A 13,002-nucleotide genomic window follows, 5' to 3' on the forward strand; every position below is an offset into this window, starting at 1 on the left:
TTCCTTTCAGGTCAGAGTTGGGAAAGCGGCGGGCGGCCGAGGATCATGTCCGCCCCCTTTTCCCCGATCATGATGGTGGGCGCATTGGTGTTGCCGCTGGTCAGCACCGGCATGATGGAACTGTCGATCACGCGCAGCCCGCTCAGGCCGTGGACCTTCAGGTCCGGCCCGACGACCGACATCGCATCGCGCCCCATCTTGCAGGTGCCCACCGGGTGATAATCGCAGCAGCCGTATTGCCGGACATAGGCCATGATCTCGTCATCGGTCTGGGCCTGAACCCCGGGCAGGCGTTCATGCGCGATCAGGTCGGCGATGGCAGGCTGCGCCAGCACCTTGCGGATGGTGCGGACGGATTCGATGGCCATCTGGCGGTCGTAAGGATCGGCCATGTAATTGGGGTCGATCACCGGTTCCGCGGCAGGATCGGCGGAGGCGAGCGTCACCTGCCCCCGGCTCCTCGGGCGCAGGAAGGTGGAGTTGACGGTGAAGCCATGGCCCGGGATCGTCGTCTGACCGCCGCGCACCACGGTCGCCGGGGCGATATGGATCTGCAGGTTGGGCCGCGTCTCGCCCTCGGTCTGAAAGAAGCCACCGCCCTCGACGATGACCGAGGCGACCGGGCCCGTCCGGTAAAGCAGCCATTGCAGCCCGTGCAGGACCGATTTCGGGAACCTGTCCTGCCCGTCATAGGTGATACGATCCCTGGTCTGCACATGGACATTGGTGCAGATGTGATCCTGCAGGTTCTTGCCCACGCCGGGCAGGTCATGCACCGGGGCAATGCCGAGGGCCGAAAGCTCATCCGCGGCGCCGATGCCCGACAGCATCAACAGGCGCGGCGAATTGATCGCCCCCGCAGACAGGATCACTTCTTTCGCCGCCGAGACCACGCTTCCGTTCACTTCGACCCCGGTGGCGCGCCCTTCCGCCACCACGATACGGGTGACGCGGGCCCCGGTCTGCACGGTCAGGTTCGGCCGGCTGCGGATCGGGTGCAGGTATGAGACAGCCGAGGATCGGCGGCGGCCGTCACGGCAGGTCACCTGATACAGCCCCGCGCCATACATCGTCTCGCCGTTGAAATCGGCATTGGGCGGCAGGCCATATTGCTGCGCCGCCTTGACGAAGGCGCGCGACAGGGCATGCGGTCCGACCTGATCGGACACCCAGAGCGGCCCGCCATCGCCGTGGTAGCGGTCGGCCAGACGGTTGTTGTCCTCGGCCCGGCGGAAATAGGGCAGGATCTCCTCATAGCTCCAGCCTTCATTCCCCAGCGCGGCCCAGCCGTCGTAATCCTCTTTCTGGCAGCGGATGTAGATCATCGCGTTGATCGACGAGGACCCGCCCAGGGTCTTGCCCTGCGGATACCAGACGGCGCGGTTGTCGAGGTGTTTCTGCGGGGCGGTGTGAAAGCGCCAGTTCACCCCCGGACCGAAGAGCCGGCCAAGGCCGCCCGGCATGTGGATGAAAGGGTTCCAGTCGCGACTGCCCGCTTCCAGAAGCAGCACCCGCGCCGTGCCATCGGCGGACAGGCGGTTGGCCAGAACGCATCCGGCGGAACCCGCCCCGATGATGATGTAGTCGTAAGCTGTTGGCATGTCCGTCATCTTCCCTTGAAGACAGGGGGGCGCTTCTCGGCAAAGGCCCGCAGCCCCTCGACGCGGTCTTCGGTGGCGAAGGCTTCGATGGTCAGGGCGCGTTCGGCGCGCAGCCCTGCGTCAAGCGGCAGGTCAAAGGCGAGGTTCACCGCGCGTTTGGCATAGGGCGTGATGGCCACCGACATGGACGCGATCTCGGACCCGATCTCGACCGCGCGGGGGATCAGGGCCGCCGCCTCGGTCACTTCGCTGACCAGACCCTTGCGTTCGGCCAGATCGGCATCGACCATCATGCCGGTCAGCACCATCTGCATGGCAAAGGACTTGCCCACGGCCCGTGGCAGACGCTGGGTGCCGCCATCGCCGGGAAAGGAGCCGATCCTGATTTCCGGCGTGGCAAAACGCGCGCCGCGGGCGGCCAGGATGATGTCGGCCAAAAGCGCCAGTTCCAGCCCGCCGCCCAGTGCATAGCCGTTCACCGCCGCAATCATCGGCTTGGGGAAGGCGGCGATCGCCTCCCAGGTGGCCAGACGCTCCGGATCGGCATAAGAGGCCACACCGCGTTCCAGCATGTCGGATATATCAGCCCCGGCGGCAAAGGCCCGCCCCGCGCCGGTCAGGATGACGCAGGCGGTTGCGGGGTCAGCCTCGGCCCGGGCGAGATGCGCCCGCAGCTGCGCCAGAAGCTGCTTGGACAGGGCGTTGAGCTTCTCCGGCCGGTTCAGGGTCAGCAGGAGAACCCCCGGCGCCATCACCTTGGCCCGAACCAGGTCCTCGGGAGCTTGCTCTTGGTTCGCATGATCTGCGCTCATGGGATTCTCCTGCACCGCGGGCCTCTTCAGGCCGCGTTCCGGTACACAGTGTCAGGCGTCAGCCCGGCCAGTTCAAGCATCCGCCCGATCTTGGCAATTTCCTCCGGACGCGGCTTCATCAGCGGCGGGCGGACATGGGCTTCCCGCATCCTGCCGAGGAGGACCAGCGCCTCTTTCATCCGGTTGTGCATGTCCAGAAGCGGCGCATCGTAAAAGGCGCGGACGGTGGGATAGATCCGGTCATTGACCGCCTGCGCGGCCTTCAGATCCCCCGCCTGCACGGCACGAAACAGCGCCACCTGCAGATCGGCGATGACCGAGCCCGCGCCCGACAAAAGCCCGTCGCACCCGAGCGCCAGCGAGCCCAGAAGCCAGGCGCTGTGCGTGGTCAGCACGGCCACCGGCGCGTCGAGGGCGTGAAGCTCGCGGATCTGACGCTCGTGCTGGTTGCCGTCGCCGATCTGGTCCTTGATGGCGCGGATCGTCGGGAAGCGCTGGCAGAGGTCCAGCAGGGTCGACAGCGGATAGGACAGGTTCGAGGCCAGCGGAAACTGGAACAGGATGATCGGCAGGTCCGAGGCCCCGGTGATATGGCGCAGGTGTTCGGTGATCATCTCGGGCCGCAGATGGCCGCCCAAAGTCATGAAGGCGGGCGGAAAGACCAGAAGCGCCTCGGCGCCTTCCTTCTGCGCATGGGCTGCAAGACGGCCCGCCTCAAGGCTCGATTCCGTGCAGATGCCGACGACGGTGGCGATGCGGTGGCCCAGCACCTCTTTGGTCCAGATCACGGCCTTCTTCTGCTCCTCCAGCGTCAGGGCGTGCACTTCGGCGGCATGGCCGTTGATCGTGATGCCGGTGATGCCCGCGACCGAGGCGATATCCTGCAGATGCGCGCGGTAGGACGCCTCGTTGATCGACATGTCGGCGTTGAACGGCATCAGGCAGGCGGGGATAACCCCTTTCGGAACATAGGTCACGGCGGACCTCCTTCTTTCTTGCGTTTCAGAGGGGTGAAGGGGCCGCCCGGCCCAACAGGGGCGGCCCCTTCGGCTGCCGGGCTCAGAAGCCCTTGCCCAGCATGTCGTCGATGTTGGAGGCATCGACCTGCTTGCCCGGCAGGATGATCTCCTTGTCCACGGCCTCGCCCTTGGCGAGCTTGTAGGCGATCTCGATGCCTTCGGGGGCGACATAGGGATAGGTGAAGGTCGCGGCCATCTTGCCCGCCTTGATCGCCTCGTAAGCGGTGTTCTGGCCGTCGATGCCGATCACCGTCACCTCTTTCAGGCGACCCGCCGCTTCCAGCGCCTGAACGGCGCCGAGGGCCATCTCGTCATTATGGGCATAGACGGCCTGGATCTCGCCCGGTCCGAAGCGTTGCAGCTGGTCTTCCATGAATTTCAGCGCATTCTCCCGCAGGTAATCGCAGTTCTGCGAGGCGACGACCTCCAGCCCGGACCCCGCGATGCCTTCGGCAAAACCGTCATGCCGGTCCACCGTGGCCGAGGCGCCGCCCGTGCCCTGCAGTTCGATGACCTTGCCCTTGCTGCCGAGCTTTTCGACGAGGAACTTGCCGGCCTGCACGCCGATCGGCTTGTTGAGCGCGCCGACATGCACGGTGACTTCGGTGTTGACCTTGCGGTCCATCGTCACGACCTTGATCCCGGCATCCATCGCATCCTGGACCACCGGCGTCAGCGCATCGGCGGTCAGCGGGCTGATCATCAGGACCTTGATGCCCTGCGCGATCAGGCTTTCCACGTCGGTCACCTGCTTTGCGCTGTCGTTCTGGCCATCGGTCACGATCAGCTCGACATCGGGATAGTTGGCGGCGGCATAGGCCTTGTTGCCCTCGACCATCGCCACCCGCCACGGATGGTTCATCGTGCCCTGGCTCAGGCCGATCTTGATCTTGTCCTCGGCCAGGGCCGGCACGCCGATCAGCAGCGCCGTCGTGGTGAAGAGCGAGGCTTTCAGGAATGTTCTCTTGTTCATTGCAGTTTCCTCCACTGGATTTGGCTTCATCGCTTGGGTTTCTGTCGACCGGGGTTCAGAACCGGCCCTGCCGCTTGCGCAGCGTCGCGTAAAGCACCGCCCCGATGATGATGGCGCCCTTGACGATCTGTTGGGTGAAGGGGGAAATCCCCACCAAATTCATGATGTTGGCCAGAACGGCCAGGATGGCGGCCCCGATGATCGTGCCAAGGATCCCGCCTTCGCCGCCAAAGAGGCTGGTGCCGCCGATCACCGTGATGGCGATGGCCTCGAGCTCGATCCCGGTGCCGGCCGTCGGCTCGCCCACGGTCAGACGGGAGACGAAGATCAGCGCGGTCAACGCCGCCATCAGGCCGCTGATCACATAGACGCTGAAGGTCACGACGCCGACGTTGATGCCCGACAGGCGGGCGGCCTCGGTATTGGACCCCACGGCATGGATCTGCCGGCCAAAGCTGGTGTAGCGCAGGACATAGATCGCGATGGCAGCGACGAGAGCGAAGAATACCACGGGCACCGGCACGCCCATCACGGCCCCGCGCCCCAGCCAGGAGAACTCGGCCGCACGCGCCCCAAGGCCGATGGGTTGGCCATTGGCCAGCGTCAGGGCAAGGCCGCGCCCCATCACCATCATGCCCAGCGTCATGATGAAGGGCGGGATGCCGCCCAGGGTGATCCCCAGCCCGTTGATCGCCCCCATGGCAAGGCCAACCAGAAGCACGACCGGCACCACCAGCGCGACGGAACTGCCGCTCACCAGCATCAGGGCCGCCGTCACGGCCGACACCCCGAGGATCGAGCCCACCGAAAGGTCGATCCCCCTGGTGAGGATGACAAAGGTCATGCCGACGCTGACGATGCCGTAAAGCGCCACCTGCCGCAGGACATTCATCACATTGGCCGGGTTGAGGAAAGCGTCCGACAGCAGCGTGGCCACGACGCACAGCGCCACCAGCACCCAGATCAGCCCGGCCCCCCTGGGCAGGGCCATCCGCAGGCCCGCGCCCCTGGTCATCTTGTCTTGCATCGTCATATCTCCCTCCCCCGGCCCCGGTCGAGGCCGCCGCGTTTCAGTGAAACGTCGCGTGTTTCATGATGTCTTCTTCGGACGCACCGCGCGGCAACTCGGCCGAAATCGCGCCCTCGCGCATCACCAGGATGCGGTCGCACATGCCGATGACCTCTGGCAGTTCCGAGGAGACCATCAGGACGGCAAGGCCGCGGGTCTCGACCAGGTGGACGATCAGCTCGTAAATCTCGCGCCTTGCGCCGACATCGACGCCGCGGGTCGGCTCGTCGATCAAAAGCACATCGCAGGCCGCATTCAGCTGCTTGGCGATCACGCATTTCTGCTGGTTGCCGCCTGACAGGGTGCCGATGGCGGTTTCGATCCCCGGGGTCTTGACCCGCAATTGCCGGGTCAGGCCCTGTACCGCGCGGGCCTCTGCCTTCAGGTCGATCTTGCCGCCGGTGATGAAGTTCGACAGGCGCGCGATGGTGACGTTGAACCTGACCGATTGGCCGAGGAACAGCCCGTCGGTCTTGCGGTCCTCGGGCGCAAAGCCCATCCGCAGGGCGATGGCCTGGCGTGGAGAGGCCACGGTTTCCGCCCGGCCATGCACCTCGAGCGTGCCGGAGTCGATCGGGTCCGCGCCGACGATGGCGCGCAAAAGCTCTGACCGGCCGGCCCCGGCCAACCCGCAAACGCCAAGGATCTCGCCCTTGCGCAGGGACAGGCTGACCCCGCGCAGCGCTTTGCCCCGGGTGAAATCCGTGACCTTCAGCACCACCTCGCCCGGATCGGCGTGGCGCGGCGGGAAATAATCCGCCATCGGCCGCCCCACCATCGACTGGATCAGGCTGTCCGTCGTCCAGCTTTCAATCGGCCGGGTGGCCACATGCCTGCCGTCGCGCAGCACCGTCACCGCCTGACAGAGCGCGAAGACCTCCTTCAGCCGGTGCGAGATATAGATGAAGGCCACGCCCTCGGCCTGCAGCGCCCGGATCGAGCGGAACAGCTTCTCAAGCTCCTGATCGCCCAGAACGGCGGAAGGCTCATCCAGCACGATCAGCCGGGCCTTGCGAGAGATGGCGCGAGCAATCTCGATCATCTGGCGCTGTGCCACGCTCAGGGTGCCGACGAGGGCCGCGGGGTCGATCTCGAACCCCAGTTTGCGCATCGCGGCAAGGGCCTGGGCCTGGGCCGCGGCCCAATCCACCCGTCCCAGCGCGCCGCGGGGCATCCGGTTCATGAAGATGTTTTCCGCCACCGACAGATGGGCCGCCTGGGCAAACTCCTGATAGATCACCGCCACGCCCTTTTCGATCATCTGGGCCGGGGTCGGCGCTTCGACGATCCGGCCGTCCAGCCTCAGCTGACCCCCATTGGCGCGATAGGCCCCGGAGAGAATCTTCATCAGCGTCGACTTGCCCGCACCATTTTCCCCGACCAGGCCATGCACCTCGCCCTTGCGGACCGAAAAGGACACGCCTTGAAGGGCTTTCACACCGGGAAAGCTTTTCTCGATCGCCGTCATCTCCAGGATGACGTCGCCAGATGGCGGTTCGAAGGGCGGGGCGGGTTGGTTCATCTTGCGATCTTTCTGAGAAATCGTTTTCTCGGCGCGGCACAAAAAGGGTCAAAGGCGCGGAATGTGCATGCCACCGCCGATGTTGTAGATATCGCCGGTGCTGTAAGGCATCCCGCCGGTGGCCAGTGTGCCGATGGCCCGGGCGATGTCGGAAGGCTCGCCCCAGCGGCGCAGTGCGCAGAGGGCGCCGCTTTCGATGCCGGGCGAGTATTGCGCCGTCACTTCGGCGGTCATGTCGGTGGTGATCAGGCCGGGGCGAATCTCGTGCACCCGGATCCCCTCGGCCGCCAGCCGCAGGGCAAAGGTCTGCATGGCCATCGAAAGTCCGGCCTTGGAGATGCAGTAAGCCCCCTTTTCCGGCGAAACGAGATGGGCATTGGCCGAGGTGATGGTGATGATCGACCGATCCGTGCCCGGTTGGTCCAGCATCCGCCGGGCGACGGCCTGGGTCAGAAAGAAGGTGCCGCGCAGGTTGATGCCGACCAGCCGGTCGAATTCCGCCTCGTCGATCTCCAGCAGGTCGCCCCGGACCGAGACCATGACACCGGCATTGTTCACAAGGCAGGACACCGGGCCCATCTCTTCGGCCACATGATCGAGAATCGCGGCGTGTCGGGCGGTTTGCGCGATGTCCAGCCGCTGGAACAGCGAACGGCGGCCGGCATCGCGGATCAGCGTCAGGGTTTCTGCGGCGCCGTCCTCCACATGGTCGATCACCGCCACGTCAAAGCCATGCGCGGCGAGGTTGGCGCAGATCGCGCGGCCGATCCCGCGGCGGCCTCCGGTCACGAGGGCGACGGGCATCATGCAGCCTCCCCGTTCAGCGCCCGCGAGGCCGCCACCGCGCCGGCGGCGATCATCGCCTCGGTCTCTTCGGGGCTGAACCCCAGTTCGGCCATGATCTCGCGGCTGTGCTCGCCGATCTCCAGCGCCAGAAGGCGCAGTTCCGGCACCTGGCCGTCATAGCGGTTGGGATGGTTGACCAGATGCACGGTCCGCCCGCGCAGGGTGATCTTGCGGAACACCTCCATATGGCGCAGCTGCGGGTGGTCGAGCAGGTCGTCATAGGTATTCACCGGAGAAAACCAGACCCCCGCCGCATCGAACCTTGTCGTCAGCTCTGCCACCGAGAATTGCGCGGTGGCGTTGCGCACGGCGACGGCCCAAAGGTCACGCTCCTTGTAACGGTCGGTGCCGATCAGGTCGCGCAGCGCCGCACTGTCCAGCGCCGCCGCAAGCGCCGCGTCGCTGCACAGCGAAATCACAACCGCCCCGTCCTTGGCCGGATAGACGCCATAGGGCGCGGAATGAAACCAGGTGGCGAGGTTCGGTTCGCGGGTCAGACGGTCTTGCGTGATGCCGCCAGCGAAATAGTTGACCAAGGGCTCGCCCTGCAGATCGATGGCGGCGTTGATCAGGCTGGCCTCGACCCGGGTGCCCTTGCCGTCACGCTCGCGCCGCAGCAAGGCCCCGAGGATGCCCATCGCCAGCAGCGCGCCGCCATGCTGGTCCACGATGGCGGCGCCGACCGCCGTTCCGCCTTGCGCGGGGGCGCCTGTGACACTGATCAGGCCCGAGGCCGCCTGCATCAGGATATCCTGACCCGGCCGCATCGCCATCGGCCCGCTGGCACCATAGCCCGAAGCCGAGGCGAAGATCAGCCGGGGGTTCAGCCGCTGAAGCTCTTCCCCCGTAAAGCCGAGGCGTTCAAAGACGCCGGGACGGAAGTTTTCCATCACCACATCGGCCTCGGCGATCAGGCGCCTGGCCACCGCCAGACCGGCTTCGGACTTCAGATCCAGCCCGATCGAGCGCTTGTTGCGGTTGGCACAGAGGTAGAACCCGCTGACGCCTTCGACAAAGACATCCGCCCCCGACCAATGACGCTCATGCGCGCCGAGGACCGGTTCCACCTTGATCACATCCGCGCCCATGTCGGCCAGATATTGGGCGCCCGCGGGCCCCTGCAGAAAGTGACAAAAGCTGACAACCTTGAAGCCGTTCAGTAGCACAAGCCTTCCCTCCGCCGTCTGACCCGGGCATCGCCTGGGTCGCTCCTCTTGAGAAAACGATTTCTCACATGAGGTTTATCAAGTCAACGATTTTCTTTATCTCTGAATTTTCAGAACTTTGCTGCGCCATACGCCGGTGAAATGGTTTCCGCAGGCCCGACTCACCGCCACAGTTCGGCGCGGCAGCGCGCGATGGCGCGGGCGACGCCGGCCTCTTCGGAGCTTGCCGTCACCCAATCCGCTTCGGCCTGCACGGCGGCGGACGCATTGCCCATCGCGATGGCCGTGCCGGCCACGGCGAACATCGACAGATCGTTTTCGGAATCCCCGATGGCCACGACATCGCCACCGGCAACGCCCAGCCCATCGCGCAGGGCCGCGACCGCCCTGCCCTTCGAGACCTCGGGATGCATGATCTCCAGAAAGTTCACATGGCTGAAAACCACGCTCATTTCCGCTCCGAAGCGGTCCTTGAGCGCCTGCAGACCCGAGGGATCGGACCTGTCGCTGATCGCCAAGGCCTTGATGATGGGGGATTCCACGGTCGCCAGATCCGCCTCCGTGCCCCGTAGGCCCGTCACCTCGAATTCGTGCCGCAGCCGCGCGTCAAGCTGGTCGACAAAGACCTCGTGCAGGCTGTAGAGCGCCAGCGAGACATCAAGGTCGCGCGCCGTCGCGACGATGCGAGCGCTCTGATCGGCGCGCAATGTGGCCGTGGCCTGCGGTGGCGCATCGATCGGGTGCAGGATCACGGCCCCGCCAAAGCAGATCGCCGCATCCACGCCGCCGATATCGCCCAGCACATGGGTCATCGCCGCAAGACTTCGCGCCGTGGCCAAGGCCACGGTGATGCCGTCCTGCCGCGCCCCCTGGATCGCCGCCCGCACCTCTGGCAGCACGCGGTGATCCCTTGTCAGGATGGTTCCGTCGACGTCGAGGACAACCAGGGCCGGGCGCTTCATGCTCATCTCCAGAAATCGTTTTCTCAAAAGTCTTGAAACATTTTCACCAGCCACTTACAAGGGAAATGGTGGCAGCCAATATGGCGTTCCCGGTTAGGAAGCCAAGAGATGAACAGTATCAAACCGCCCGCCGAAGGCTCTGGTGTCGTCAAACTGAAGGATGTGGCGGCACGGGCCGGCTGTTCGGTCGCGACAGCCTCGCGGGTGATGAACGGCAACACCGCCGTTGGCGTGGCCGAACGCGAGCGGGTTCTCGCGGCTGCGGCGCAGCTTGGCTATGTGCCCAACAACTCTGCCCGTGCGCTGCGCGCCCAGACCACGCGGCTGGTGGGCGTCATCATCCCGACGCTGGACCATGCGATCTATGCCAAGATGGTCGACGGGCTGCAGGACCGGCTGGCACAGGCCGGAACCTCGGTGATCATCAACACTTCGGGCTATGATCTGGAACGCGAGCGGCAGCAGGCGCGGCTTCTGGTCGGTCGCGGGGTGGAGGCGCTGGTTCTGGTCGGGGCCGAACATGACCCCGACCTGCACGAACACCTGAAACGCGCCGGGATTGCGCAGGTCTTCACCTATACCAACAGGCTTGGGCAGGGCGATGCCGCCGTGGGCATGGACAACCATGCCTCCGGCCTGTCGGTCGCACGTTATCTGCACGGGCTGGGCCATCGCCGGTTCGCGATGATCGCCGGGGTGACCCGCGGCAACGACCGCGCCACGCTGCGCCGCGACGGCTTTCTCGACGGGCTGGTGGCGGAAGGGATCGGGCGCGAGGACATCATCGTGCTTGAGGCCCCTTACGCGATCGAGATGGGCCGTGCCGCGATGCAATCGCTGATGCAGACCTATCCCCGCCCGACGGCCGTCTTCTGCGGCAGCGACATTCTCGCCGTCGGGGCGATGAAATACTGTCAGGGTCAGGGAATCAGCATCCCCGACGAGGTGTCGATCGTCGGCTTTGACAACCTCGAGATCGCCCAGCTCGTCTCGCCCGAACTGACCACGCTCGACGTGCCGGCGCGGGCGATGGGCGAGGCTGCCGCTGCCGTGCTGATCGAGGCCAAGGCCAAGGGCAAGACCCCCTCCGGCGTCGTCACGCAGCTGCAAACCCGCCTGATCCTGCGCGGCAGCACCGCCAAGGCCCCGGGCTGAGCCATGTTCGAGCGTGACGAGCTGATCCGCTTTCAGCACTGCGATCCCGCCGGGATCGTCTTCTACCCGCGCTATGTCGAGATGATCAACGCCACCGTCGAAGACTGGTTTGCGGCAGTGGTGGGGATACCCTTCGCCGAAATCCATGTGACCCGGAACGTGGCCATTCCCGCCGTTGCCCTGTCGGTCGACTTCAGCGCCCCGTCCCGGCTGGGCGAGGTTCTGACCTTTGGCCTTGCCGTGGAAAGGCTTGGCACGTCCAGCGTGGCCTTGGTCATCAACGCCAGCTGCGACGGCGCCCCGCGGCTGGCCGCCAAGCTGACCCTGGTCTTCATCGACAAGACCGACATGCGCCCGAGGCCCTGGCCGCAGGACTTCCGGCTGGCGATGGGCGGGGGCTGATCCAGCCGCCTTGCGGGCGCGGATTGAGACGGCTTTCAGCCGCCGGCAGCAGGTTCGTGCACCGTCATGGTGAAGAGGCAGGGCGTGCTGCCCGCATTGGCATAGGCATGCAGCCGGTCGGTCAGGGCGATGGCCGAGGCGCCCGCCGGGACGAGGCGGGTGGTGCCGTCGACCTCCAGCCCCAGCGTGCCTTGGGTGACGTGCAACAGCTCCCGCGTGCCGGGGCCGTGGACCTCTGCCGCGAAGCGCTCGGACGGCATCAGGCACCAGTCCCAGATCTCCAGCATGTCGGGGCCCGGCACCCCGGCCAGAAGCACGGCATGGCCCCCCTGTGGCCCGGTCCAAAGCCGGCGCGCCGCGGAAGCGGGCAGCACAGTGACGGGTGCGGCCGGCCCTTGCGGTGCGGCCACCAGATCGGCCACCGAGACCTGCAGCGCGGCGGCGAGGCGGCAGAGGGTGGAGATCGACGGATTGGCCCCGCCCTGTTCGATCTGCACCAGCGTGCCCTTGCTGACCCCGGCCCGCTGCGCCAGGGCGTCGAAACTGAGGCCCAGCCCCTTGCGCAAGCCGCCGATCCGCAGCGCCACAAGGGCCGCGAGGGCGGCCTCTTCGGTGGGAAGATCACTGTCTCGGTCACGCGCGGTCATTTAAATGAGATATTGAAACAGGTGACTGCCGTCAATCAGCCAAAACGGTCACTTTATTGACATGGGTCCGCGTTCCTGTCACCAAGGGCAAAATCCCGAACCCTGGTTCCGCCATGCTGCTTGCCCCCGTCATCGCCCCTGAAATCTTCAGCCTCCGCCCCGACTTCACGGCGCTGAGCCTGGTCATCACCGGGGCGGCGAACCGCCCCAGCACGCCGGAGAGCCTCGCCATGCTCGCCGATGCGGTCGCCCATCTGGATGCCGCCTGGGCCGAGGCGCATCTGGAGGCCTGGCGCGAGGCCTACCGCGCCTTTGGCACCAAGCCCAACCGCTTCCTCCCCTCGGCCGAGGCGCTGCGCAAAAGGGCCTTGCGCGATGGCGAGATGCGCCCGCTCAATGCGGTGGTGGATGTCTACAACGCGGTCAGCCTGCGCTTTGCCATTCCGGTGGGCGGCGAGGATGCCCGGACCTATATCGGCGCGCCAACCCTTTGCCGCGCCACGGGAAACGAGCCCTTCGTGACCATGGCCGACGGCGCCCCCAAGACCGAAACCCCCGAGGTGGGCGAGGTGATCTGGCGCGACAGCGAAGGCGTCACCTGCCGGCGCTGGAACTGGCGGCAGGGCACGCGGACGCAACTGACCGAGGCCTCGCAAGACATGTGGTTCGTGCTGGAACGGCTGGAACCGATGCCGATGGCGGCCTTGATCGCGGCGGGTCAGGACCTTGTGCGCGGCCTGAAGCAGATCGCGCCTGAGGCGGAGGTGGTGGCGAGCCTCTTCGATGCCGCCGATCCCGGCGGAAAGGCCATCGCCCTCTGAGCATTCC

The 13,002-nt window shown here is 66.0% G+C and carries 13 protein-coding genes; 3 read left to right on the forward strand and 10 right to left on the reverse strand.

The features are described from left to right. Positions 1-11: 11 nt before the first annotated feature. The 9 genes from AC1DZT_RS23420 to AC1DZT_RS23460 all read right to left on the reverse strand — a co-directional run bounded on the left by AC1DZT_RS23420 (position 12) and on the right by AC1DZT_RS23460 (position 9,970). A complete protein-coding gene (locus AC1DZT_RS23420) occupies positions 12-1,601 on the reverse strand; it encodes a GMC family oxidoreductase (RefSeq protein WP_478009070.1) in 1,590 nt (529 codons plus the stop codon). 5 nt (positions 1,602-1,606) lie between these two features. Then, the gene (locus AC1DZT_RS23425; RefSeq protein ID WP_478009071.1) at positions 1,607-2,413 is read right to left on the reverse strand and encodes an enoyl-CoA hydratase-related protein; all 807 of its coding nucleotides are present in this window, start codon (positions 2,411-2,413) and stop codon (positions 1,607-1,609) included. 26 nt (positions 2,414-2,439) lie between these two features. Then, positions 2,440-3,390 carry a dihydrodipicolinate synthase family protein gene (locus AC1DZT_RS23430; RefSeq protein WP_478009072.1) on the reverse strand — a complete coding sequence of 317 codons (951 nt, stop codon included), beginning with the start codon at positions 3,388-3,390 and terminating at the stop codon, positions 2,440-2,442. Positions 3,391-3,472: 82 nt separating this feature from the next. Beyond that, complete coding sequence (locus AC1DZT_RS23435; protein WP_478009073.1) at positions 3,473-4,405, reverse strand: substrate-binding domain-containing protein; 933 nt, start codon at positions 4,403-4,405, stop codon at positions 3,473-3,475. 55 nt (positions 4,406-4,460) lie between these two features. Then, a complete protein-coding gene (locus AC1DZT_RS23440) occupies positions 4,461-5,438 on the reverse strand; it encodes an ABC transporter permease (RefSeq protein WP_478009074.1) in 978 nt (325 codons plus the stop codon). A 37-nt stretch (positions 5,439-5,475) separates the two neighbouring features. Continuing rightward, the gene (locus AC1DZT_RS23445; protein WP_478009075.1) at positions 5,476-6,996 is read right to left on the reverse strand and encodes a sugar ABC transporter ATP-binding protein; all 1,521 of its coding nucleotides are present in this window, start codon (positions 6,994-6,996) and stop codon (positions 5,476-5,478) included. A 48-nt stretch (positions 6,997-7,044) separates the two neighbouring features. After that, on the reverse strand, positions 7,045-7,803 hold the full coding sequence (locus tag AC1DZT_RS23450) for a 3-ketoacyl-ACP reductase (protein ID WP_478009076.1): 759 nt from the start codon (positions 7,801-7,803) through the stop codon (positions 7,045-7,047). Then, positions 7,800-9,008 (reverse strand): CaiB/BaiF CoA transferase family protein, encoded by a 1,209-nt coding sequence (locus tag AC1DZT_RS23455; protein WP_478009077.1) that lies wholly within the window; start codon positions 9,006-9,008, stop codon positions 7,800-7,802. The genes AC1DZT_RS23450 and AC1DZT_RS23455 overlap by 4 nt, the downstream gene beginning before the upstream one ends. A 161-nt stretch (positions 9,009-9,169) precedes the next feature. Further along, a complete protein-coding gene (locus tag AC1DZT_RS23460) occupies positions 9,170-9,970 on the reverse strand; it encodes a Cof-type HAD-IIB family hydrolase (RefSeq protein WP_478009078.1) in 801 nt (266 codons plus the stop codon). Between the two features lie 108 nt (positions 9,971-10,078). Between AC1DZT_RS23460 and AC1DZT_RS23465 the strand changes: the two genes are divergently transcribed. Both AC1DZT_RS23465 and AC1DZT_RS23470 read left to right on the forward strand, forming a co-directional pair. Further along, the gene (locus tag AC1DZT_RS23465) at positions 10,079-11,125 is read left to right on the forward strand and encodes a LacI family DNA-binding transcriptional regulator (protein ID WP_478009079.1); all 1,047 of its coding nucleotides are present in this window, start codon (positions 10,079-10,081) and stop codon (positions 11,123-11,125) included. A gap of 3 nt (positions 11,126-11,128) precedes the next feature. Then, complete coding sequence (locus tag AC1DZT_RS23470) at positions 11,129-11,527, forward strand: acyl-CoA thioesterase (RefSeq protein WP_478009080.1); 399 nt, start codon at positions 11,129-11,131, stop codon at positions 11,525-11,527. 35 nt (positions 11,528-11,562) lie between these two features. Here AC1DZT_RS23470 and AC1DZT_RS23475 read toward each other — a convergent pair whose 3' ends face one another. Next, entirely contained in the window at positions 11,563-12,174 is a 612-nt protein-coding gene (locus AC1DZT_RS23475) for a helix-turn-helix domain-containing protein (protein WP_478009081.1), read from the reverse strand. 113 nt (positions 12,175-12,287) lie between these two features. On the opposite strand from AC1DZT_RS23475, the gene AC1DZT_RS23480 reads away from it, so the two are divergent. Next, positions 12,288-12,995, forward strand: a complete 708-nt coding sequence (locus AC1DZT_RS23480; RefSeq protein WP_478009082.1) for a B3/B4 domain-containing protein — start codon at positions 12,288-12,290, stop codon at positions 12,993-12,995. The last annotated feature ends 7 nt before the right edge of the window (positions 12,996-13,002 follow it).

This window comes from Rhodobacter sp. P1_C2, from assembly GCF_056406375.1.

What these genes read in the sequence shown, in the direction of transcription:
- AC1DZT_RS23420 (WP_478009070.1), bottom strand. Translation starts at nt 1,601, where the DNA reads ATGCCAACAGCTTACGACTACATCATCATCGGGGCGGGTTCCGCCGGA.
- AC1DZT_RS23425 (WP_478009071.1), bottom strand. Translation starts at nt 2,413, where the DNA reads ATGAGCGCAGATCATGCGAACCAAGAGCAAGCTCCCGAGGACCTGGTT.
- AC1DZT_RS23435 (WP_478009073.1), bottom strand. Translation starts at nt 4,405, where the DNA reads ATGAACAAGAGAACATTCCTGAAAGCCTCGCTCTTCACCACGACGGCG.
- AC1DZT_RS23440 (WP_478009074.1), bottom strand. Translation starts at nt 5,438, where the DNA reads ATGACGATGCAAGACAAGATGACCAGGGGCGCGGGCCTGCGGATGGCC.
- AC1DZT_RS23445 (WP_478009075.1), bottom strand. Translation starts at nt 6,996, where the DNA reads ATGAACCAACCCGCCCCGCCCTTCGAACCGCCATCTGGCGACGTCATC.
- AC1DZT_RS23450 (WP_478009076.1), bottom strand. Translation starts at nt 7,803, where the DNA reads ATGATGCCCGTCGCCCTCGTGACCGGAGGCCGCCGCGGGATCGGCCGC.
- AC1DZT_RS23460 (WP_478009078.1), bottom strand. Translation starts at nt 9,970, where the DNA reads ATGAAGCGCCCGGCCCTGGTTGTCCTCGACGTCGACGGAACCATCCTG.
- AC1DZT_RS23465 (WP_478009079.1), top strand. Translation starts at nt 10,079, where the DNA reads ATGAACAGTATCAAACCGCCCGCCGAAGGCTCTGGTGTCGTCAAACTG.
- AC1DZT_RS23470 (WP_478009080.1), top strand. Translation starts at nt 11,129, where the DNA reads ATGTTCGAGCGTGACGAGCTGATCCGCTTTCAGCACTGCGATCCCGCC.
- AC1DZT_RS23475 (WP_478009081.1), bottom strand. Translation starts at nt 12,174, where the DNA reads ATGACCGCGCGTGACCGAGACAGTGATCTTCCCACCGAAGAGGCCGCC.
- AC1DZT_RS23480 (WP_478009082.1), top strand. Translation starts at nt 12,288, where the DNA reads ATGCTGCTTGCCCCCGTCATCGCCCCTGAAATCTTCAGCCTCCGCCCC.